23 protein-coding genes are annotated in these 20403 nt (G+C 63.4%); 22 read left to right on the top strand and 1 reads right to left on the bottom strand.

All coding sequences use genetic code 11. From position 1 onward, the window contains the following. Positions 1-158: 158 nt before the first annotated feature. The 21 genes from HDC30_RS14755 to HDC30_RS14855 are packed head-to-tail and all read left to right on the top strand — an operon-like array spanning position 159 to position 19058. Entirely contained in the window at positions 159-878 is a 720-nt protein-coding gene (locus tag HDC30_RS14755; protein ID WP_183783755.1) for a beta-ketoacyl synthase chain length factor, read from the top strand. Continuing rightward, entirely contained in the window at positions 854-1663 is an 810-nt protein-coding gene (locus HDC30_RS14760; protein WP_183783757.1) for a 1-acyl-sn-glycerol-3-phosphate acyltransferase, read from the top strand. Before HDC30_RS14755 ends, HDC30_RS14760 begins: the two co-directional genes overlap by 25 nt. Beyond that, entirely contained in the window at positions 1644-1904 is a 261-nt protein-coding gene (locus HDC30_RS14765) for a phosphopantetheine-binding protein (protein ID WP_007967290.1), read from the top strand. The genes HDC30_RS14760 and HDC30_RS14765 overlap by 20 nt, the downstream gene beginning before the upstream one ends. A 9-nt stretch (positions 1905-1913) precedes the next feature. After that, the gene (locus tag HDC30_RS14770; protein ID WP_003220947.1) at positions 1914-2168 is read left to right on the top strand and encodes an acyl carrier protein; all 255 of its coding nucleotides are present in this window, start codon (positions 1914-1916) and stop codon (positions 2166-2168) included. After that, complete coding sequence (locus HDC30_RS14775) at positions 2165-2710, top strand: hypothetical protein (RefSeq protein WP_150369496.1); 546 nt, start codon at positions 2165-2167, stop codon at positions 2708-2710. The genes HDC30_RS14770 and HDC30_RS14775 overlap by 4 nt, the downstream gene beginning before the upstream one ends. Continuing rightward, positions 2707-4386: an acyl-CoA synthetase family protein gene (locus tag HDC30_RS14780; protein ID WP_183783759.1), complete on the top strand. Its 1680-nt coding sequence runs from the start codon at positions 2707-2709 to the stop codon at positions 4384-4386. Before HDC30_RS14775 ends, HDC30_RS14780 begins: the two co-directional genes overlap by 4 nt. Next, positions 4379-5113, top strand: coding sequence for a glycosyltransferase family 2 protein (locus HDC30_RS14785; RefSeq protein WP_183783761.1), 735 nt, complete (start codon positions 4379-4381; stop codon positions 5111-5113). The genes HDC30_RS14780 and HDC30_RS14785 overlap by 8 nt, the downstream gene beginning before the upstream one ends. Continuing rightward, on the top strand, positions 5110-6057 hold the full coding sequence (locus tag HDC30_RS14790) for a glycosyl transferase (RefSeq protein ID WP_103368709.1): 948 nt from the start codon (positions 5110-5112) through the stop codon (positions 6055-6057). The genes HDC30_RS14785 and HDC30_RS14790 overlap by 4 nt, the downstream gene beginning before the upstream one ends. Continuing rightward, positions 6038-7582 (top strand): histidine ammonia-lyase, encoded by a 1545-nt coding sequence (gene hutH / locus HDC30_RS14795; RefSeq protein ID WP_183783763.1) that lies wholly within the window; start codon positions 6038-6040, stop codon positions 7580-7582. Before HDC30_RS14790 ends, hutH begins: the two co-directional genes overlap by 20 nt. Next, positions 7575-8000 carry a thioesterase family protein gene (locus HDC30_RS14800; protein WP_027611337.1) on the top strand — a complete coding sequence of 142 codons (426 nt, stop codon included), beginning with the start codon at positions 7575-7577 and terminating at the stop codon, positions 7998-8000. Before hutH ends, HDC30_RS14800 begins: the two co-directional genes overlap by 8 nt. Continuing rightward, positions 7997-8599 (top strand): outer membrane lipoprotein carrier protein LolA, encoded by a 603-nt coding sequence (locus HDC30_RS14805; RefSeq protein WP_096794707.1) that lies wholly within the window; start codon positions 7997-7999, stop codon positions 8597-8599. Before HDC30_RS14800 ends, HDC30_RS14805 begins: the two co-directional genes overlap by 4 nt. Continuing rightward, on the top strand, positions 8583-10922 hold the full coding sequence (locus HDC30_RS14810; RefSeq protein ID WP_183783765.1) for an MMPL family transporter: 2340 nt from the start codon (positions 8583-8585) through the stop codon (positions 10920-10922). The genes HDC30_RS14805 and HDC30_RS14810 overlap by 17 nt, the downstream gene beginning before the upstream one ends. Then, complete coding sequence (locus tag HDC30_RS14815) at positions 10919-12082, top strand: sodium:proton antiporter (protein WP_150369492.1); 1164 nt, start codon at positions 10919-10921, stop codon at positions 12080-12082. Before HDC30_RS14810 ends, HDC30_RS14815 begins: the two co-directional genes overlap by 4 nt. After that, positions 12069-13316: an NAD(P)/FAD-dependent oxidoreductase gene (locus HDC30_RS14820; RefSeq protein WP_183783767.1), complete on the top strand. Its 1248-nt coding sequence runs from the start codon at positions 12069-12071 to the stop codon at positions 13314-13316. The genes HDC30_RS14815 and HDC30_RS14820 overlap by 14 nt, the downstream gene beginning before the upstream one ends. Continuing rightward, the gene (locus tag HDC30_RS14825) at positions 13313-14038 is read left to right on the top strand and encodes a class I SAM-dependent methyltransferase (RefSeq protein WP_183783769.1); all 726 of its coding nucleotides are present in this window, start codon (positions 13313-13315) and stop codon (positions 14036-14038) included. Before HDC30_RS14820 ends, HDC30_RS14825 begins: the two co-directional genes overlap by 4 nt. Further along, positions 14038-14628, top strand: a complete 591-nt coding sequence (locus tag HDC30_RS14830) for a hypothetical protein (RefSeq protein WP_183783771.1) — start codon at positions 14038-14040, stop codon at positions 14626-14628. The genes HDC30_RS14825 and HDC30_RS14830 overlap by 1 nt, the downstream gene beginning before the upstream one ends. Then, complete coding sequence (locus HDC30_RS14835; protein ID WP_183783773.1) at positions 14625-15821, top strand: beta-ketoacyl-[acyl-carrier-protein] synthase family protein; 1197 nt, start codon at positions 14625-14627, stop codon at positions 15819-15821. The genes HDC30_RS14830 and HDC30_RS14835 overlap by 4 nt, the downstream gene beginning before the upstream one ends. After that, on the top strand, positions 15818-16282 hold the full coding sequence (locus HDC30_RS14840) for a hotdog family protein (RefSeq protein ID WP_183783775.1): 465 nt from the start codon (positions 15818-15820) through the stop codon (positions 16280-16282). The genes HDC30_RS14835 and HDC30_RS14840 overlap by 4 nt, the downstream gene beginning before the upstream one ends. Continuing rightward, complete coding sequence (fabG, locus tag HDC30_RS14845; protein ID WP_183783777.1) at positions 16275-17003, top strand: 3-oxoacyl-ACP reductase FabG; 729 nt, start codon at positions 16275-16277, stop codon at positions 17001-17003. Before HDC30_RS14840 ends, fabG begins: the two co-directional genes overlap by 8 nt. Further along, positions 17003-18229 carry a beta-ketoacyl-ACP synthase gene (locus HDC30_RS14850; protein ID WP_027611327.1) on the top strand — a complete coding sequence of 409 codons (1227 nt, stop codon included), beginning with the start codon at positions 17003-17005 and terminating at the stop codon, positions 18227-18229. The genes fabG and HDC30_RS14850 overlap by 1 nt, the downstream gene beginning before the upstream one ends. Before the next feature lie 25 nt (positions 18230-18254). Next, positions 18255-19058 (top strand): hypothetical protein, encoded by an 804-nt coding sequence (locus tag HDC30_RS14855; protein WP_027611326.1) that lies wholly within the window; start codon positions 18255-18257, stop codon positions 19056-19058. Between the two features lie 214 nt (positions 19059-19272). Here HDC30_RS14855 and HDC30_RS14860 read toward each other — a convergent pair whose 3' ends face one another. Next, entirely contained in the window at positions 19273-19656 is a 384-nt protein-coding gene (locus tag HDC30_RS14860) for a type II toxin-antitoxin system PemK/MazF family toxin (protein WP_183783779.1), read from the bottom strand. Between the two features lie 208 nt (positions 19657-19864). On the opposite strand from HDC30_RS14860, the gene HDC30_RS14865 reads away from it, so the two are divergent. Beyond that, positions 19865-20302: an excinuclease gene (locus HDC30_RS14865; protein WP_098966827.1), complete on the top strand. Its 438-nt coding sequence runs from the start codon at positions 19865-19867 to the stop codon at positions 20300-20302. Positions 20303-20403: the final 101 nt, after the last annotated feature.

Consider the following 20403-nt stretch of genomic DNA (forward strand, 5'->3'; position numbering starts at 1 on the left):
CTCGGTACATTTCGTTGCGTAAAACGTAACCAACATTTGCTACACACTCGTCGCACCGGGATAATGCGCGCCACCCGGCGCCATGCGCCACCTCAGGTCAGCCGCGGCCCTGGCGACTCAAAGCGTCATAAAAGCCCGCAGGGGCGGGATGAACATCCGTGATCAACTTCAACATCGCCCAATGGCGCGCGTGGGCCCCGGGGCTCGACAGCGTGGACGCGTGGCAGGCCTGGAGCCGACAACCGGTCGTACTCCCGAGCAGCGATGCCGCGCCCGATGTGTCGTTTCTGCCAGCCATGCAGCGCCGACGCCTCAGCCGTCTGGCGCGGATGGCGTTCAGCGTCGGCTGGCCGCTGGCCGACGGACGGGAGAACCTGCCGCTGGTGTTTGTTTCACGACACGGCGAAACCCCGCGCACCTTCGAGATCCTCAGTGATCTGGCCAAGGACGAGCCGTTGTCGCCGACCCAGTTCAGCCTGTCGGTGCACAACGCGATCATTGGTCTGTGGTCGATCATGCGCGGTGAAAACAGCGAAATGACTGCACTGGCGGCCGCAGGCGATGGCCTGGAACACGGCATCGTTGAAGCCTCCGCCCTGCTCGCTGAAGGCGCTCCCGCGGTGCTGCTGATCATCACCGAAGAACAGCCGCCCGAGGCCTATTCGCAGTGGGTCGACGACGTGCCGTTCCCTTATGCGCTGGGTCTGCTGCTCACCCCCGGTACCGACTGGCGGCTGACCCTGAACAGCGGCCAGGAAACAGTGTCCAAAGCGCACTGGCCCCACGCGCTGAATCTGTTGCGCGCCCTGCTCGGTCAGCAAACCCATTGCCAACATGCCTGGAAAAATCGTGTATGGACCTGGCAACGCAACCCGTGACCGAGAAGAACCGCGACGCCTATTACTGGCGCTTGCTGGCCACCGCCGCCAGTTTCACCCTGTTCGGGCTCGGCGGGCTCTGCCTGCGCTTGCTGGTATTTCCGCTGCTCGGCTGTCTGCCGGGTGACGCGCTCAGGCATCGTCAACGCGCACGGCAAACCGTCAGTCGGCTGTTCTGGTTTTTCGTGCGGTTCATGGCCCGCACCGGTGTACTGACTTATGACATTCAAGGGGCCGAACGCCTCGGGCGTCCAGGGCAGATGATCATCGCCAACCACCCGTCGCTGATCGACGTGGTGTTCCTGATCGGCCTGGTGCGCCAGGCCAATTGCGTGGTGAAGAAAAGCCTGTGGGAAAACCCCTTCACCCGCGGCCCGCTGCGCAGTACCGAATACATCAGCAACGACGGCAGCATGGACATGCTCGACGCTGCCGCCGAGTCCCTGCAAAACGGCCAGACCCTGATCATTTTCCCCGAGGGCACGCGCACTCAACCTGGTCAGGCGCCAGCCTTTCATCGGGGGGCTGCAGCGATTGCCCTGCGCGGTGCGAAAATCCTTACGCCAGTGGCCATCAAGGTCAATCCGACCACCCTGACCAAGGCCGAACCCTGGTATCGCATCCCCCACCGCCGCGTGCACTTCAGTTTTCGTGTCGGGGCCGATATAGATCCACAGACTTTCGCCACGCAAGGCCCGGCACCGCAGGCCTCGCGCAAGCTCAATGATTATTTGCACTCTTACTACATTAAGGAGCTCGCCGAAGATGAGCGATCTGCACCGTGAAATAAAACTGCTGATCATCGACGCCCTGGGCCTCGAAGACATCAGCGTCGACGACATCGGCGACGAGCAGACGCTGTTCGGCGAAGGCCTGGGCCTGGATTCGGTCGACGCACTGGAACTGGGTCTGGCGATCCAGAAAAAGTACGGTATCAAGATCGACGCCGACGCCAAAGACACCCGTAACCACTTCACCAATGTGGCGAGCCTTGCGGCGTTCGTCACGGCAAAACAGGCAGCTTGAGACCGGACCATGCAAACTCGTGACGACATTTTCAACACCCTGCGCGATGCCTTGGTCGAGCTGTTCGAACTGGATCCGGCGCGGATCAGCCTGGAGTCCAACCTGTATCAGGATCTGGAGATCGACAGCATCGACGCGGTCGACCTGATCGATCACATCAAACGCCAGACCGGCAAGAAAATCGCCGCCGAAGAATTCAAATCGGTGCGCACCGTCGGTGACGTGGTCGAGGCGGTCTACCGTCTGGTTCAACCGGCCGCATGAGCCGATTGATCGGCCTCGGCCTGCTGCTGGCGGGGCTGCTGTACCCCTTTGCGGTGTATTTCGGCATGGAGCATTTCGCCCCGTGGCAGTTCGGACTGCTGCTGGGCGGGCTGTGGCTGGCGCGCGCGCTGACCGGCGAGCGCGAACCCGGCAGCCGCTGGATGGCCTGCGTAGCGATCGTGTTCTGCCTGCTGCTGGCGCTGTTCGACAGTCCGCTGTTGCTGCGCTGGTATCCGGTGCTGATCAGCGGCTTCATGCTGGTGCTGTTCAGCCTGAGCCTGAAATACGGGCCGCCGATGGTCGAGCGTCTGGCGCGATTGCGCGAGCCGCAATTGCCGCCCGAAGCGATCCGCTACACCCGCCAGGTCACGGTGGCCTGGAGCGTGTTTTTCTTCTGCAACGGTTTGTGCGCCGCGCTCCTGACCCTGTGGGCGCCGCTGCATTGGTGGATGTTGTACACCGGCCTGATCTCCTACGGATTGATCGGCCTGATGTTTGCCATTGAATGGCTGATACGACAACGGGTAAGAGGCCGTAAATGAACTGGATAAAACTTGAGCAACTGTTGCTCAAGGCCCTGCCGGAGCGCGCGATCAGCGCCGCCCCGGCGCTCGACCACACGCAACTGCGCGAGCAGGCGCTGAGCGTTGCCGCCGGCCTGCAGGCACGCGGCGTGCAGCGCATGGCGGTGCATCTGGAAGATGCCGCCGACCTCGCCATCGCCCTGCTCGGGGCCTGGCGTGCGGGTGTCAGTGTATTGCTGCCCGCTGACCTGCAAGCGCAGACCCGCCAGCGCTGGTCGAATGAAGTCGATCTATGGCTGACCGATCACAGCGCGGATGTTCACTTGAGCGATCTGCTGCAGCCGGCCCTGCCCGGTGCTGAACTCGACCTCGAGCAGTGCCGCCTGAGCCTGTGCACCTCCGGCTCCAGCGGCGAGCCCAAGCGTATCGACAAGACTCTGCGCCAACTGGCCAACGAGGTCGAAGCACTGGAGCAACTGTGGGGCGCGGATCTGGGAGAAGCCTGGATCATCGGCAGCGTCGCCACCCAGCACATCTACGGTTTGTTGTTCCGGGTGCTGTGGCCACTGTGCGCCGGACGCCCGTTCGTGCGCAGGCAACTGGCGTTTCCGGAAGACCTGCAGCGCGCCAGCCGCGAACACCCGGCCTTCGCCTGGGTCGGCAGCCCGGCATTGCTCAAGCGCATGGGCGATAACCTCGACTGGCCGGCCCTGAGCGCCGTGCGCCAAGTGTTTTCCTCCGGCGGCGCTTTACCCGCAGACGCGGCGCAGAGCCTGCAGCAACGCCTGCAACAGTGGCCGACCGAAATCCTCGGCAGCTCGGAAACCGGCGGCATAGCCTGGCGTCAGGGCGCCAGTCTGTGGCAGCCCTTCGCCGGGGTTGAGCTAAGCCAGGACAGCGAAGGCGCCCTGCTGATCGCTTCTCCCTATCTGCCGGCCGGGCATGTCGAACATACCGCCGATGCCGTGCGCATCGCCGCCGACGGACGTTTCGAACTGCTCGGGCGGCTGGACCGCATCGTCAAACTCGAAGAGAAGCGCATCTCCCTGCCGATGCTCGAACAGGCACTGGTCGCCCACGAGTGGGTCGCCGAAGCACGGCTGGGCGTGGTTCAGGAAAACCGCGCGGTACTTGGCGCCTTGCTGGTGCTCAGCGACGCCGGCCTGTTTGCCTTGCGCGAACACGGTCGTCGCAGCCTGACCGAAGCCCTGCGCAAACACCTGAGCCAGCATTGCGAAGCCCTGGCCTTGCCCCGGCGCTGGCGTCTGGTGCGACAACTGCCGCTGAACAGCCAGGGCAAGCTGCCGCAGGCCGACATCGAAGCGCTGCTGCTGGCGCCACGGCCGAAAGCCCCGGAAGTGCTGGAGCAGGTCGAAACCGACGGCGAGTGGAGCCTGCAATTGAGTGTTCCGCCGGACCTGGCCTACTTCAGCGGCCACTTCCCCAAGGCCCCGGTGCTGCCCGGTGTGGTACAGGTCGAATGGGCGCTGAACCTTGGCCGACAACTGCTGAACCTGGCCGGCAAATTTGCCGGCATGGAAGTGCTGAAATTCCAGCAACTGGTGCGCCCGGGCGATGAAATCCAGCTGCACCTGCGTTTCGATCCCGAGCGCGACAAACTGTATTTCGCCTACCGTAACGACACCGCGACCTGCTCCAGCGGACGAATCCTGCTAGGAGCCGCCGATGCATAACCCTTGCGCCGTAATTCCGGTCTACAACCATGAAACCGCGATCGGCACCGTGGTCGACGCGCTGCTCGCCCAAGGCCTGCCGTGCATTCTGGTGGACGACGCCAGCACCCCGTCCTGCGCGCGAGTGCTGGATGCGCTGGCCGAACGCGAAAGCGTGCATCTGGTGCGCCTGACCCTCAATCAGGGCAAGGGCGGCGCGGTGATGACCGGCCTGCGCGAAGCGGCGCGCCTGGGCTTCACCCATGCCCTGCAAGTTGACGCCGACGGCCAGCACGACCTGCACGACGTCGCCCGTTTCGTCGAGGAATCCCGCGCCCATCCGCACGCCATGATCTGCGGTTATCCGCTGTTCGACGAGAGCGTGCCCAAGGGCCGCTTGTACGCACGTTATCTGACCCACGTGATGGTCTGGATCAATACGCTGTCGCTGCAGATCCGCGATTCGATGTGCGGCTTTCGCGTCTATCCGCTGGCCCCGACGCTGGCGGTGATCGACTCGGCGCGGGTCGGCAAGCGCATGGATTTCGACTCCGACATCCTCGTGCGTCTGGCGTGGCGCAACCAGCCGATGCGCTGGCTGCAGACCAGCGTGCATTACCCGCTGGACGGCGTCTCGCACTTCCGCCTGTTCCACGACAACGCGCTGATTTCCAGCATGCACACCCGGTTGTTCTTCGGCATGCTGCTGCGCCTGCCCGTCATCCTCTGGCGCCGGTGGCGCACATGAGCGTCGAGACCGACAAGAAGCACTGGGCCGACCGCGAAGAGCGCGGCAGCTTCCTGCTGATGAAATTCACCGCGTTCGCCGCCAAAGTGCTTGGCCGACGCCTGCTCAGTCCGCTGCTGTACGGTATCGTCCTGTACTTCTTCCTGTTCGGCCGCACCGCGCGCAACAGTGCCTGGCAATACCAGCAACGGCTGGCCGACTGGAGCAACCGCGCCGAATTGCGCCCGAGTTACTGGCGGGTGTTCCGCCAGTTCATGGCGTTCGCCGATTCGCTGCTCGACAAGCTCGACGTGTGGAACGGCAAGCTGCGCATCGAGCAGATCGAAATCATCGACCCGGCATTGCTGCGCAATCAGTTGCGCGGCAGTCGCGGGCAACTGCTGGTCGGCGCGCACCTAGGCAACCTCGAAGTCTGCCGCGCGCTGGCGGAGATTGGCGAAAAGGTCACCATGAACGTGCTGGTGCACACCAAGCACGCCGAGCAGTTCAACCGCTTGCTGGGCGAGGCCGGGGCGACCAATCTGCGCCTGATTCAGGTCAGCGAACTGGATCCGGTGATCATGCTGCAACTGCACGAACGCCTGGAGCGCGGCGAATGGCTGGCGATTGCCGGCGACCGCGTGCCGTTGCATGGCGGGCGCAGCGTCAGCGTGGACTTTCTCGGCCACCCGGCAGCGCTTCCGCAAGGCCCGTGGCTGCTGGCCGGTTTGCTCAAGTGTCCGGTCAATCTGCTGATGTGCCTGAAACAACCGGACGGCCACTATCGCCTGACCCTCGAGCCGTTCGCCGACAGCGTGACCTGGACACGCCGCGAGCGCGAGCAGGTCATTCATCAGTGGGCCACCCGCTATGCGCAGCGCCTGAGTCACTATTGCCTCGAAGCCCCGCACCAATGGTTCAACTTTTACCCTTTCTGGAAGACCGATGACGACGCCAACCCATGAGCCGGTAACCTTCGGCGAACGCCCTTTGCGCATCGAAGACGTGCTGGCCCTGGCCAACCGTCAGGCGCCCGTGCAGTTGCAGAGCGACGCCGCTTACCGCGAGCGCATCGCCAAAGGCGCACGGTTCCTCGATTCGCTGCTGGACAAGGAAGGCGTGATCTACGGCGTGACCACCGGTTACGGCGATTCCTGCGTGGTCGCGGTGCCGCTGCATCACGTCGAGGCACTGCCGCGTCATCTCTACACCTTCCACGGTTGCGGCCTCGGCAAACTGCTCGACGCGCAAGCCACCCGCGCCGTGCTGGCGGCGCGTTTGCAGTCGCTGTGTCACGGCGTGTCCGGGGTGCGCATCGAACTGCTGGAGCGCCTGCAGGCCTTCCTCGAACACGACATCCTGCCGCTGATCCCCGAAGAAGGTTCGGTCGGGGCCAGCGGCGATCTGACGCCGCTGTCCTACGTCGCCGCCACCCTGTCCGGCGAGCGCGAAGTGCTGTTCCGTGGCGAACGCCGGCAAGCGGCCGACGTGCATCGCGAACTGGGCTGGACGCCATTGGTGCTCCGTCCGAAAGAAGCGCTGGCCTTGATGAACGGCACGGCGGTGATGACCGGCCTCGCCTGCCTCGCCTTCGCCCGCGCCGACTATCTGCTGCAACTGGCCACGCGCATCACCGCGCTCAACGTGGTCGCGCTGCAAGGCAATCCGGAACACTTCGACGAGCGTCTGTTCGCCGCCAAGCCGCATCCGGGGCAGATGCAAGTCGCCGCATGGCTGCGCAAGGATCTGGCGATCGACGCGCCGACCGCGCCACTGCATCGCCTGCAGGATCGCTACTCGCTGCGCTGCGCCCCGCACGTGCTCGGGGTGCTGGCCGACAGCCTGAACTGGCTGCGCTCATTCATCGAAACCGAACTCAACAGCGCCAACGACAACCCGATCATCGACGCCGAAGCCGAACGCGTGCTGCACGGCGGGCACTTCTACGGCGGGCACATCGCGTTCGCCATGGACAGCCTGAAAAATCTGGTGGCCAACGTCGCCGACCTGCTCGACCGGCAACTCGCGCTGCTGGTGGACGAGCGCTACAACCACGGTTTGCCGAGCAACCTGTCCGGCGCCCCGGCGGATCGCGCCATGATCAACCACGGTTTCAAGGCTGTGCAGATCGGCACCAGCGCCTGGACCGCCGAAGCGCTGAAAAACACCATGCCGGCCAGCGTGTTCTCACGCTCCACCGAGTGTCACAACCAGGACAAGGTGAGCATGGGCACCATCGCCGCCCGTGACGCGATCCGCGTGCTGGAGCTGACCGAACAAGTCGCCGCCGCCACGTTGCTCGCGGCCAATCAGGGCGTCTGGCTGCGTGGTCGCGATGAAGACGCACGCGCGCTGCCACCTTCGCTGGCCGCCATGCACGAAGAGCTGGCCAAGGACTTCCCGCCGGTCATCGAAGACCGTGCACTCGAAGGCGAATTGCGCCTGTGTCTGCAACGTATCGCCGAGCAACACTGGAGGCTGCATGCGTAGCGCCGGAGTGCTGCACGCCGACACGGAAATCCTCGTACCGTTTTTCGACGTCGACACTATGCACGTGGTCTGGCACGGGCATTACGTCAAATACCTGGAAGTGGCGCGCTGCGCGCTGCTCGACCAGATCGGCCACAACTACACGCAGATGTCCGAGTCCGGTTACGCGTGGCCGATCATCGACCTGCAACTGCGTTATGTGCGCGGCGCGGTATTCGGCCAGCGCTTGAACGTACGCGCCAGTCTGGTGGAGTGGGAGAACCGCTTGAAGATCAATTATCTGATCACCGACCTGCAGACCGGCGAACGCCTGACCCGTGCCAGCTCGGTGCAGGTAGCGGTCGAGATCAGCAGCCGCGAGATGCAACTGGCCTCACCCAAAGTGTTCACCGATGCGGTGGAAAGGATGCTGCGATGAACCTGTTCTGCAAATGCCTTGGCGCGATGGCGCTGCTCGCCGTGTCGACGCTGGCCAACGCCTTCGACCTGCAACAGCTCAGCGAGCAACTGGCGAAACCGGAAGTGATCCACGGCCAGTTCATTCAGGAAAAACACCTGCGCGCCCTGCCTCAGCCATTGATCAGCAAGGGCAACTTCGTCCTGGCGAAAAACCACGGCCTGCTCTGGCTGCTCAAGACCCCGCTGCAACAGGATTACCGCATCACCGCCAACGGCATCGCCCGTCGTGACGGCAACGCTTGGCAGTTGCTGCCGAACAAGAGCGCCGGGGCCGAACAGAACCGTTTGTTCCTCGCCGTGCTGCAAGGCGACAGCAGCGGCTTGCAGCGGGATTTCGAACTGGCCCTGAGCGGCGACGCACAGCAGTGGAAACTCACCCTGACCCCGCGTTCGGTGCTGCTCAAGCAAGTGTTCAATCAGATCAATATCGACGGCGGTGAGCTGGTACAGACCATCGAACTGCTGGAAACCCAGGGCGACAGCACCGTGCTGCGCATGCAGGACAGCACCTCCGGTCAACCGTTGAGCGAAGCGGAGCAACATGACTTTGCCGAGTGAGCGCAGGCTGCCGTGGCTGTTTCTGATCCTGCTGCTGGCGGTCGTCGCGCTGGCCGGGTGGCAGTGGCGCGACGGTGCGCCGCTGTCGGCCAACCTCATGGAACTGGTGCCCGGGACCAACCCTGACGCCCTCGAACTGCGCGCCGAACAACGCATGCAGGAACCGCTCAATCGGGAAATGCTGGTGCTGGTCGGCCACGCCGATCGCCAGCAAGCGGTGGCCATGGCGCAGACCCTCGGCGAGCAATGGCAGGCCAGCGGTCTGTTCGAAAAGGTTCAGTGGAACCTGCAGGCGGATCTGCCAGCGCTGCGCACGCAACTGCTGCAAGGGCGACTGGCGATGCTCTCAGCGGATGACCGGCAACTGCTGACCGAGCATCCCGATGCGTTCATTCAGCAACGGGTGCAGGCACTGTTCGACCCGTTCAACGGTTTCACCCTGGTGCCGAGCCAGGACGACTGGCTGGGCCTGACCGGACGCATTCAGAACAGCCAGCCGAAACACGGCGCGGTGCAACTGGACATCGGCAGCGGCGCACTGGTCGCCGATGCCGACGGCAAGCGCTGGGTGCTGCTGCGCGCGCGCACCACCGGCAATGCCTTCGACATGAACCTGCCGCTGAAAGTCGCTGATCTGCTGCAGCACAGTCGCGAGCAGGCGGCGAGAGCCGACGTGCAACTGTTGGCCGCCAGCGGTCTGCTGTACGCCGCCAACGGCCAGCAACAAGCCACCCGCGAAATGACCTGGGTCGGCGGCGGCGCCACTCTCGGGATTCTGTTGTTGCTGCTGTTGGCGTTTCGCCGCTGGCGGGTGCTGCTGGCGTTCGTGCCGGTGCTGGTGGGCATGCTGTTCGGCGCGGTGGCCTGCGTGGCGCTGTTCGGCCACATGCACGTGATGACCCTGGTACTCGGTTCCAGCCTGATCGGCGTGGCGGTGGATTACCCGCTGCACTATCTGTCGAAAAGCTGGAGCCTCAAGCCGTGGCGCAGCTGGCCGGCGCTGCGCCTGACACTCTCCGGACTGACGCTGAGCCTGATCACCAGCGCCATCGGTTATCTGGCGCTGGCCTGGACGCCCTTCCCGGCGCTGACACAAATCGCGGTGTTCTCTGCCGCAGGATTGCTCGGTGCCTATCTGTCGGCGGTGTGCCTGCTGCCGGCCCTGCTGAACAACGTTGAGCTGCAACCGGCGCAATGGCCGCTGCGCCTGGCCGAGCGCTTGGTGCAACTGCGCGAAACCCTGCTCGAACACGTGCGCACCCCGGTGCTGCTGGCGCTGTTGATCGCGTTCTGCGCTGGCGGTCTGGTGCAGCTGCAAAGCAAGAACGACATCCGCCAGTGGGTCGGTGCGCCACAACGCCTGACCGATGAAGCGCAGACCATCGCGCGCATCACCGGCTATCAGCCGACCAGCCAGTTCTTCCTCGTGCGCGGCGCCAATCAGCAGCAACTGCTGGAGCGTCAGGCCGCGTTAAGCGAACGCCTGCAGCAACTGGTCAACCTCGACAAACTGCAAGGTTATCTGGCCCTCGATCAACTGCTCAGCCCGCCGAGCCAGCAACAGCAAGTGCGCGAGGCACTGAGCAAACTGCCGCAATACTGGCAGCCATTGCTCGACCTCGGCGTACCGCTCGCGGCGTTGCAAACCGAGTTGCAGCAGTTGCAGAGCCTGCCTGCCGAAGACATCGACGCGGCACTGGCCGGGCCGTTAGGCGAGCCTTACCGTACGCTGTGGCTCGGCCCGACCGCTGACGGCGTGGCGGCGATGACCAGCCTGCAAGGCCTGAACAATCCGTCACTGCTGCGGGTGCAAGCGCTGGACTTGCCGGGGGTGATGCTGGTGGATCGTCTCGGCGAATTGAACAACGTGTTCGCCGCGACCCAGATCAGCGCCGCCGAACTGAAACTCGCCTCCTGCGTGTTGATTGTGCTGGTGCTGACCGTGCCGTTCGGCTTCGGCGGCGCGTTGCGCATCGTCGCCTTGCCGCTGCTGGCGGCGCTGTGCAGCCTGGCCAGTCTCGGTTGGCTCGGTCAGCCGCTGACCCTGTTCAGCCTGTTCGGCCTGCTGCTGGTGACGGCGATCAGCGTCGATTACGCGATCCTCATGCGTGAGCAGGTCGGCGGTGCGGCTGTCAGCTTGCTGGGCACCTTGCTGGCAGCGCTGACGACCTGGCTGTCGTTCGGTTTGCTGGCGGTGTCGAGCACGCCGGCGGTGAGCAATTTCGGCCTGTCGGTGAGCCTGGGGCTGGCCTTCAGTTTCATTCTGGCGCCGTGGGCCGGACGTCACGTCCACCGCGCCGCCGTCGTGGAGCCGGCAGCGTGATGGTCGTCGGTTTCTGGCTGATGGCCTTGGCGCTGTTCGCTGTGGCGACCCGTGCCGGTCGGCATTTCGGCCTGATACCGATCGTCAGCCAGTTGCTGCTGGCGAGTTTCGGTTTGCCGTTGTTGATGTACTTCTGGATCGAACCGGGCTGGCAGCTCAGCGGTGCCGAACTGATCGCGCCGGGGTGGCTGAAAGACCTCTACAGCCTGAGTTTTGCGCTGTTGCTCGGGCACATTCTCAGTGATGTGATCGACCTGCGGCTGGACCGCCAGAGCGTGAAAATCGCCGTGCCGAGTTTTGCCGTGCCGTTCGCCTGCGGTCTGGCCGCCGCCTGCTGGCTGCTGCCGGCGCAACCGTGGCTGAACTCGCTGGCCATTGGGCTGGTGTTCGCGATCACGGCGATCCCGGTGCTGTATCTGTATTTGCGTCACATCGACTACCCGCCCGCCGCCACCCGGCGTCTGGTGCAGACCGCCATCCTCATCGACCTGACCTGCTGGACGCTGTTCGGTCTCGCTCAGGGCAGTCTGCATCTGAGCAGTCTGTTGCTGCCGCTGGGACTGGCCTGCGTGCCGCTGCTGTTGCATCTGCTGCGCGTGCGTCGACCGCTGACCTACAGCCTCGGTTTCTTTGCGCTGCTGGTGCTGGCCGAGCACTACAAACTCAACGCGCTGATTTTCGGCATCGGTTATCTGCTGTGCATGGCCTTGCTGAAAGTGCCGCTGGTGCTGCCATTGCCGGCGCGGTGGATGAGCCGTTTGCAGACATGGATCGCGATCCCGCTGATCCTCACCTTCGGTATCGTGCAGATTGACGTGCACAGCGCCCTCGCCAGTCTCGGCGCGGTGCAATGGGCGGCACTGCTGCTGTTGCCGATTGCCAGTAAACTGCTCGGCAACTGGCTGGGCCTGGGCTGGGCCGGTGCGTCGTTCGAAGGCGCCAGCCGCTGGCGTGAAAGCGTGCTGCTGAACATTCGCGGGCTGAGCGAAATCGTCTTTCTCAACCTGCTGCTGCAACAACAGCTGATCAGCCCGGCGCTGTACTTCGCGCTGATGCTGATGGGCCTGATCGCGACGCTGTTGCCGGCCCTGATCGGCCTGCACCGCGCGCCCCTGAAAACCACCGCCACTGCGCCCGGGAGTTCACGTGCCAACCGTTGAAATGCAACGTCGTCAGGTAGTGATCATTGGTGCCGGCCCGTCCGGCGCCATCGCCGCTGCGCTACTCACGCGCAAGGGCCACGATGTGCTGGTGCTCGAGCGCCAGCACTTCCCGAGATTTTCCATTGGTGAAAGCCTGCTCAGCCATTGCCTGGACTTCGTCGAAGAGGCCGGCATGCTCGACGCCGTCAACGCCGCCGGCTTCCAGCGCAAGACCGGTGCTGCGTTCGCTTGGGGCGAGCGCTACAGCGCCTTCGATTTCAGCGACACCTTCACCGCAGGTAAACCCACCACGTTCCAGGTGCAGCGCGCCGATTTCGACAAGCTGCTGGCCGATCAGGCTGCACTGCAAGGTGCCGAGATCCGTTACGGCGATGCCATCGTCCGCGTTGATTTCGACCGGGCCAAACCGCAGCTCGACGTGCTACGCGAAGACGGCAGCGAGTACCGCGTCGAAGCGGATTTCGTGCTCGACGCCAGCGGCTACGGGCGCGTGCTGTCGCGTTTGCTTGATCTGGAGGCTCCATCGAATTTCCCGGTGCGCCAGGCGGTGTTCACCCACGTTGAAGATCACATCGACAATCCGGCCTTCGACCGCGAGAAGATCCTCGTCACCACCCACCCTGAGCACCGCGACATCTGGTTCTGGACGATCCCGTTCAGCAACGGGCGCTGCTCGGTGGGCGTGGTGGCTGCCGCCGAACACTTCAAGGGTCGCGACAGCGATCTGGACGCCTGCCTGCGCGGCTTCATCGCCGAAACCCCAAGCCTCGCCGGCGTGCTGAACAACGCGGTGTGGGACACTCCGGCGCGCACCCTCGGTGGTTATGCGGCGAATGTGAAAACCCTGCATGGCCCCGGCTTCGCCCTGCTCGGCAACGCCGCGGAATTTCTCGACCCGGTGTTCTCCTCCGGCGTGACCATCGCCATGCGTTCGGCGAGCATGGCCGCCGCCGTCCTGCACCGGCAGTTGCAGGGCGAAACCGTCGATTGGCAGCGCGAGTTCGCCGAACCGCTCAAACGTGGGGTCGACACCTTCCGCTGCTACGTCGAAGGCTGGTATGCCGGCACCTTTCAGGACGTGATTTTTTATCAAGACAGTCAGGCGGAGATTCGCCGAATGATCTGCTCGATCCTCGCCGGTTATGCCTGGGATGAACGCAACCCGTTCGTCAGCGAAGCGCGCCGCCGGTTGAAGATGATTTCCGAACTCTGTGCAAAGGACGCCCCATGAATTACTTGAGCGACAGCTACGTCGAGGAAACCCGCTTCGGTTTCTGGTTCCTGCGCAGCCACACCTGGCAGCACCACGTGTTGCGCGTGGCGATCAACGATTTGCGCGGGCTGTTCAGCGAGTCGCTGCCGGCCAATCCGGTGCTGCTGGATGCCGGTTGTGGTCAGGGCAAGTCGTTCCGGCATTTGCGCCAGACCTTCGCCCCGCAGCGCTTGATCGGTGTCGATGCCGATCCGCATAGCCTTGAATTGAGCGCCGAAGAAGCGGCGCGTCAGGGTTTCGATGTGGAGCTGATCGGCAGTGACTGCGCGACGCTCAACGTGGCGGACGCTAGTGTCGACCTGCTGTTCTGCCATCAGACCTTTCATCATCTGGTCGAACAGGAAAAAGCCCTCGCCGAGTTCTACCGCGTACTGAAGCCGGGTGGTTATCTGCTGTTCGCCGAGTCCACCGAGGCTTACATTGATACCTGGGTGATTCGCTGGCTGTTCCGCCATCCGATGCATGTGCAGAAGAGCGCGGCGCAGTACCTGGAGATGATTCGCCAGCAGGGTTTCGAGTTTGGCGAACGCAATGTCTCGTACCCGTATTTGTGGTGGAGTCGTTCGAAGGATTTCGGCTTGCTGGAGCGGTTCGGGTTGCGCCGGCCGAAGCCGTTTGGCGAGCGTGAGGAAACGTTGGTGAATGTCGTCGCGCGCAAGCCGCTTGAAGGTGGTCTCTGATGCGACACATAACCTGTAGGAGTGAGCCTGCTCGCGATAGCGGTGGGTCAGCCGACATGTTTTTCGAATGTGCCACCGTCATCGCGAGCAGGCTCACTCCTACAAGGTTTGCGGTGTGGCTGATGTTGGTGATGTTCGCCCTGTTGAGTGGTTGCGCCAGCCAGGCCCCGCTGCCCGCGAGCAACCCGACGCTGCCGTTACCGCTGCAACTGCACATCGAACGCCAACAGGCCGATCAACGCCAGGACTGGCTGCTGGTGATCCAGCGCGAAGGCTCCGGCATCCGCTGGTCGATGATGGACCCGCTGGGCATCCCCCAGGCGCGTCAACAACTGATCGACGGTCGCTGGCAGGCCGACGGGCTATTGCCGCCCAACCCGGAAGCCCGGGAGCTGTTTGCCGCGCTGCTGTTCGCCCTGACCCCCTCCGGCGAACTGGCGCGCAATTATCCCGCCGCGCAGCAGCAGGGCGAGCAACGCACGCTGGTGCCGCGCTGGACGATCCGTTATGCACAACCGTTGAGTTTCCAATTGAATCTGCCCCAAGGCCCGCACTATCGGGTTTCTCCTCTCGGTGAACCGACGCCATGACTGCCTACCTCAATGCCCTCGGCGTGATCTGCGCGTTGGGCCGCGACAAGCACCAGGTCGCGCACAACCTGTTTGCCGGTGACTGCTCGGGCATGCGCCGCGAGTCCGGCTGGGTGGCCGGGCGTGAGTTGCCGGTGGCGGCGGTGCACGGTGAACTGGCGGCGATTCCGGCCGAACTGGCCGACCAGAGCAGCCGCAATAATCAACTGCTGCTGGAAGCCGCACTGCAGATTCGCGAGGACATCGATCGGGCGATCCAGACCTATGGTCGCGCGCGCATCGGCGTGGTGCTCGGCACCAGCACCTCGGGGATCGACGAAGCCAGTCGCGGGTTGGCGCACTACCTTCGTGAGCAGCAGTTCCCGGCCGAGTACGACTATCGGCAACAGGAACTCGGCGCCCCAGCGAATTTTCTCGCCGACTGGCTGCAACTCAGCGGCCCGGCCTATGTGATTTCCACCGCCTGCACGTCCAGTGCGCGGGCGTTGATGAGCGCGCAGCGTCTGCTCGATCTGGGCCTGTGCGATGCGGTGCTGTGCGGCGGGGTCGACAGCCTGTGCAAACTGACGCTCAACGGTTTCAGCGCGCTGGAAGCGGTGTCCGACGAGCGCTGCAATCCGTTTTCGGCCAACCGCAACGGCATCAACATCGGCGAAGCGGCGGTGCTGTTCCTGATGAGCAAGCAGCGCAGCGACGGCCCGGCCATTGCCCTGCTCGGCAGCGGCGCCAGCTCCGACGCGCACCATATTTCCGCGCCGGAACCGAGCGGCCGCGGCGCCCTGCAAGCGATGCAGAAAGCCTTGAGCCGCGCACAGCTGCAAGCGGCGCAAATCAGCTACCTGAACCTGCACGGCACCGCGACCCAGCACAACGATGCGATGGAAAGTCTGGCGGTCGCCACGCTGTTCCCCGACGGCGTGGCCTGCTCGTCGACCAAGCCGATGACCGGCCATACCCTCGGCGCTGCCGGCGCCCTCGAAGCGGCGTTCTGCTGGCTGAGCCTGAGCGCCGACAACCCGCAGCACGCCCTGCCGCCACACGTCTGGGACGCCCAGCCCGACCCCGACTTGCCGGCGTTGAAGTGGGTGACCGCGAGCGAACGCCTGTCGTCCATTGCACCCCGCTACCTGATGAGCAACTCGTTTGCCTTCGGCGGCAACAACGTCAGCCTGATTATCGGAGACGCCCCATGAACGACTGGCCGCTCGCCGAACTGCTGCCCCACGCTGGCGACATGATTCTGATCGACCGCATCCTCAGCTTCGACGAGGAGCAGATCCACACCCGCCTCACGGTCAAGCCCGACGGCTTGTTCAGCATGCCCGACGGCAGCCTGCCGGCGTGGGTCGGCATCGAGTTGATGGCGCAGAGCGTCGCCGCCTTCGCCGGTTGTCATGCTCGCTTGAAGGGCAAACCGGTCGAGCTCGGCTTCCTCCTCGGCACCCGCAAGTTCGAGTGCAACGTCGAGGCGTTTCCGGCCGGCAGCGAACTGACTATCCATGGCATCCGTTCGCTGGAAGACGACAACGGCATGGGTGTTTTCGAATGCCACATCAACGCCCCCGGCATCGAGGCCAGTGCACGCTTGAACGTTTTCCGCCCGCCGCAGCCCAGCCAATACCTTGAACAAACCAGAGAGTCGAACGATGACTGAATCCGTACTGGTCACCGGCTCCAGCCGTGGCATCGGCCGCACCATTGCCTTGCGTCTGGCGCAGGCCGGGCACGACATCGTCCTGCACTGCCGCAGCGGCGTGGCTGAAGCCCAGGCGGTGAAAGCCGAAGTTGAAGCGCTGGGCCGCAACGCGCGCATCCTGCAATTCGACGTCGCCGACCGCGAAACCTGCAAAACCATCCTCGAAGCCGACGTCGAAACCCACGGTGCCTATTACGGCGTGGTGCTCAACGCCGGCCTGACCCGCGATGGCGCTTTTCCGGCGCTGAGCGATGACGATTGGGACGTGGTGCTGCGCACCAACCTCGATGGTTTCTACAACGTCCTGCACCCGGTGATGATGCCGATGATCCGTCGTCGCGCCGCCGGTCGGATCGTCTGCATCACCTCGGTGTCGGGATTGATCGGCAACCGTGGCCAGGTCAACTACAGCGCCTCCAAGGCCGGGGTGATCGGTGCGGCGAAAGCGTTGGCGATCGAACTGGGCAAGCGCAAAATCACCGTTAACTGCGTCGCGCCGGGCCTGATCGACACGGCGATGCTCGACGAAAACGTGCCGGTGGAAGAGCTGATGAAAATGATCCCCGCACAACGCATGGGCACCCCGGAAGAGGTCGCTGCTGCGGTTAATTTCCTGATGTCGGCGGAAGCCTCGTACATCACCCGCCAGGTCCTGGCGGTCAACGGAGGCTTGTGCTGATGAAGCGCGTTGTCGTCACCGGCATGGCCGGCATCACCTCGCTGGGCAGCGACTGGCAGACCATCGCCGGCAACTTCGCGGCCAACCGCAGCGGCATCCGCCGGATGGACGAGTGGGACCGCTTCAGCGAACTCAACACCCGTCTCGCCGGGCCGATCGATGATTTTGTCGTGCCGCCGCACTGGACCCGCAAGCAACTGCGCAGCATGGGCCGGGTGTCACGGCTGGCGGTGGGTGCGGCGGAACAGGCGCTGGCTGACGCCGGCCTGCTCGGTGACGAATCGATCAAGGACGGACGCATGGGTGTGGCCTGCGGCTCATCCACCGGCAGCACCGACGAGATCAAGGCGTTCGGCAACATGCTGCTCAACTCGGTGGCCGAAGGCCTCAACGCCAACTCCTACGTGCGGATGATGCCGCACACCACCGCGGCCAACATCAGCATTTTCTTCGGCCTCACCGGACGCCTGATCCCGACGTCCAGCGCCTGCACCAGCGGCAGTCAGGGCATCGGTTACGCCTACGAGGCGATCAAGTTCGGACGGCTGCCGCTGATGCTCGCCGGCGGTGCCGAAGAGCTGTGCCCGACCGAAGCCATGGTCTTCGACGCGCTGTACGCCACCAGCCTGAAAAACGACGCGCCACAGACCAGCCCACGTCCGTACGACAAGGGCCGCGACGGTCTGGTGATCGGCGAAGGCGGCGGCATGCTGGTGCTCGAAGAGCTGGAGCATGCGCTGGCGCGCGGTGCGCGGATCCACGCCGAGATTGTCGGTTTCGGCAGCAACGCCGACGGCCAGCACACCACCCGCCCCGAGCAGGTGACCATGCGCCGCGCCATGGAACTGGCGCTGGAAGACGCCGGGCTGACGCCGGATGCCATCGGTTACGTCAATGGTCACGGCACCGCTACAGAACAGGGCGACATTGCCGAAACACTAGCGACCAGCAGTCTGTTCGGCGAACACATGCCGATCAGCTCGCAGAAGAGTTTCCTCGGCCACACGCTGGGGGCCTGCGGGGCGCTGGAGTCATGGTTCAGCATCGAGATGATGAATCGCGACCTGTATGTGCACACGCTCAACCTCGACGAGGTCGACCCGCACTGCGGCAAGCTCGATTACCTGCGCGGCGAATTCCGCCAGATGCATCACGAGTACGTGATGAACAACAATTTCGCTTTTGGTGGCGTCAACACCTCGTTGATTTTCCGCCGCTGGCACTGACCGCAACACGTTTGGAGTGAAGGGAATGACTCAGTTTCACCGCATCGCCGCCCTGCTGGCCCTGGCCTTTGTGCTCGGCGGTTGCACCAGCAAACCGGTTTACAACGCCAAGGAAGAGTTCTCGCCCAACCTCGGCTTCACCCAGCAACAGATGAGCCGCGCCATCGTCACCGCACTCAATGATCGCCAGTGGGTGGTGCAGTCGGTGCGCCCGGGCATGATCAAAGCGGCGATTACCGTACGCGGCCGTCACCACGCCGAAGTCGACATCCCGTTCAGCCCGACCTCGTTTGAAATTGACTACCGCAGCAGCTACGGCCTCGACGCCAAGGACGGCAAGATCCACGGCAACTACAATCGCTGGGTCAACCGCCTGCGCGACAACGTGCTCAAGGAACTGTCGATCAACCCGGACATCGAGTTCGTCAACGACTTGGGCATCGTCAAGCAAGGCGCCGACGAACCGACCTACCTGAGCTTTCGCGAGGGCGTCAAACGCGCCACCGACGCCGGCCTGCTCGACGGCAGCGTGAAGTTCTACCTGGCCGGCGAAACCCTGCCCAAGCAAGTGCGCAAACTCGACACCGTGAGCAGCAGCCGCAAGACCAATGGCTCGAACAAATCCGACGCCGACGCCTGCTTCTGGGCCCTGCAGTCGGCTCTCGCCACCCTGCAGAACGCCGCGAAAAAAGCCGACGCCAACGCCGTGATCAACATCGCCAGCGTCGACCAGCGCGACCTGTACAAAGACACCGAGAAATTCCAGTGCCGCGCCGGCCTTGTGGTGTCGAGCGTGGCGTTGCGTGGGGATTTGGCGCACGTTGATTGATTGAACTGTAGAAACGACAAAGGGCGCCTTGCGGCGCCCTTTCACAAACAGGTTGGCTTGTCATCGCCCTTCCACCTGTCTGGCTCTGTGATGGCTGGTTGCCCAGGATCCTCAGAGTCTCACAAGCCCCTTTCGGGAACGCCGGCAGTATTGCCTGAAATGTCATTACCAGCAATGGATGGCAATTGGCTTCGGTGCACCCTCTCAACGGCTACTACACGCCCAAGGCCTTTCTAACCGCAGTCTTGATGGCGTAAAACTCGTCTGTTGCAAGATGTGAAATCAAGTAAACACGCTTTCCGTGACGGTCTTTACTTCTGATCCTGTCCAGTCGCGCAAGACTGACCGTCGCTACCATGTCGCATTTTGCCCAGCAGGTTGAACGGGCACCTTGAAGATGGCTGGCGAGCTCCAGATGATGCTCCAGCACACAATCCGGCGCAGTTGTACTCAACGGCACCACAGTCACCAACAAACTGTTGGATCGGTGCTTGCGTATCACCACCACGGGCCTGATTTTGACCATCTCCGGTACTTCAAAACCTCTGAAATCACAGATCAGAACACTGCCCTCCTTGGGCTGATAGAGAAGTGGCATCCATGGCACTCACTAAAAAGAACTGATTTTGCGCATTTACCGCAACTTTCCCTAAAGCAGTTCCGTTACCAGAAATGTAAAGGGCTGACTCCTCTCATCACCTGAACGACAACTACACTCGCCCTGCGGGCCTCAACCATCGCCTGCCAGAACGGCGAGCCCATTGTTCGAGCACTCGCGGTTCTCTTTCACCGTCAAGGAGATGACCATGCAAGTGAAAGCCCTGATCGCCGCCACGCTCCTCGGGTTATTGCCTAGCGCCAGCCACGCCACCAACCTGATGTACATGCCGTTCGAAACCGTGCTCTCGGATGCGATTCGCGCCGGGCGGCTGGATGGCAGTGTGAAGTTCTATCTGATCGGCAACGGGCCGCAGGGCACGCAGCGCTTGTTGCGCCGGGATGTGGTCAGTGATCTGAAGACCAACGGCTTCAACAAGAGTGATCACGATTCCTGCGAGTGGGTGCTGCAGTCGAACCTGATCAAGTTGCAGGCCGATGCCAAACGGGTCGGGGCGAATGCGGTGGTCAATATCGTCAGTTATTACGACCAGCATGTGCGCAAGGATTTGAATACCTATGAGTGCCGGGCCGGGGTATTTGTGACGCGGGTGGCGTTGAAGGGGGATCTGGTGCGGTTGCCCTGAGGGGCGTTGGTGTTCGAGTTGACGCCTTCGCGAGCAAGCTCGCTCCAACCTTGGAATGCGTTCCCCTGTGGGAGCGAGCCTGCTCGCGATTTGATTGCGCA

The organism is Pseudomonas sp. JAI115 (assembly GCF_014200835.1).
Lineage (GTDB): Bacteria > Pseudomonadota > Gammaproteobacteria > Pseudomonadales > Pseudomonadaceae > Aquipseudomonas > Aquipseudomonas putida_A.

Bases quoted from the DNA above. Each gene is read 5' to 3' on its own strand.
- HDC30_RS14760 (WP_183783757.1), top strand. From the start codon at position 854: ATGGACCTGGCAACGCAACCCGTGACCGAGAAGAACCGCGACGCCTAT.
- HDC30_RS14765 (WP_007967290.1), top strand. From the start codon at position 1,644: ATGAGCGATCTGCACCGTGAAATAAAACTGCTGATCATCGACGCCCTG.
- HDC30_RS14770 (WP_003220947.1), top strand. From the start codon at position 1,914: ATGCAAACTCGTGACGACATTTTCAACACCCTGCGCGATGCCTTGGTC.
- HDC30_RS14775 (WP_150369496.1), top strand. From the start codon at position 2,165: ATGAGCCGATTGATCGGCCTCGGCCTGCTGCTGGCGGGGCTGCTGTAC.
- HDC30_RS14780 (WP_183783759.1), top strand. From the start codon at position 2,707: ATGAACTGGATAAAACTTGAGCAACTGTTGCTCAAGGCCCTGCCGGAG.
- HDC30_RS14785 (WP_183783761.1), top strand. From the start codon at position 4,379: ATGCATAACCCTTGCGCCGTAATTCCGGTCTACAACCATGAAACCGCG.
- HDC30_RS14790 (WP_103368709.1), top strand. From the start codon at position 5,110: ATGAGCGTCGAGACCGACAAGAAGCACTGGGCCGACCGCGAAGAGCGC.
- hutH (WP_183783763.1), top strand. From the start codon at position 6,038: ATGACGACGCCAACCCATGAGCCGGTAACCTTCGGCGAACGCCCTTTG.
- HDC30_RS14800 (WP_027611337.1), top strand. From the start codon at position 7,575: ATGCGTAGCGCCGGAGTGCTGCACGCCGACACGGAAATCCTCGTACCG.
- HDC30_RS14805 (WP_096794707.1), top strand. From the start codon at position 7,997: ATGAACCTGTTCTGCAAATGCCTTGGCGCGATGGCGCTGCTCGCCGTG.
- HDC30_RS14810 (WP_183783765.1), top strand. From the start codon at position 8,583: ATGACTTTGCCGAGTGAGCGCAGGCTGCCGTGGCTGTTTCTGATCCTG.
- HDC30_RS14825 (WP_183783769.1), top strand. From the start codon at position 13,313: ATGAATTACTTGAGCGACAGCTACGTCGAGGAAACCCGCTTCGGTTTC.
- HDC30_RS14830 (WP_183783771.1), top strand. From the start codon at position 14,038: ATGCGACACATAACCTGTAGGAGTGAGCCTGCTCGCGATAGCGGTGGG.
- HDC30_RS14835 (WP_183783773.1), top strand. From the start codon at position 14,625: ATGACTGCCTACCTCAATGCCCTCGGCGTGATCTGCGCGTTGGGCCGC.
- HDC30_RS14840 (WP_183783775.1), top strand. From the start codon at position 15,818: ATGAACGACTGGCCGCTCGCCGAACTGCTGCCCCACGCTGGCGACATG.
- fabG (WP_183783777.1), top strand. From the start codon at position 16,275: ATGACTGAATCCGTACTGGTCACCGGCTCCAGCCGTGGCATCGGCCGC.
- HDC30_RS14850 (WP_027611327.1), top strand. From the start codon at position 17,003: ATGAAGCGCGTTGTCGTCACCGGCATGGCCGGCATCACCTCGCTGGGC.
- HDC30_RS14855 (WP_027611326.1), top strand. From the start codon at position 18,255: ATGACTCAGTTTCACCGCATCGCCGCCCTGCTGGCCCTGGCCTTTGTG.
- HDC30_RS14860 (WP_183783779.1), bottom strand. From the start codon at position 19,656: ATGCCACTTCTCTATCAGCCCAAGGAGGGCAGTGTTCTGATCTGTGAT.
- HDC30_RS14865 (WP_098966827.1), top strand. From the start codon at position 19,865: ATGCAAGTGAAAGCCCTGATCGCCGCCACGCTCCTCGGGTTATTGCCT.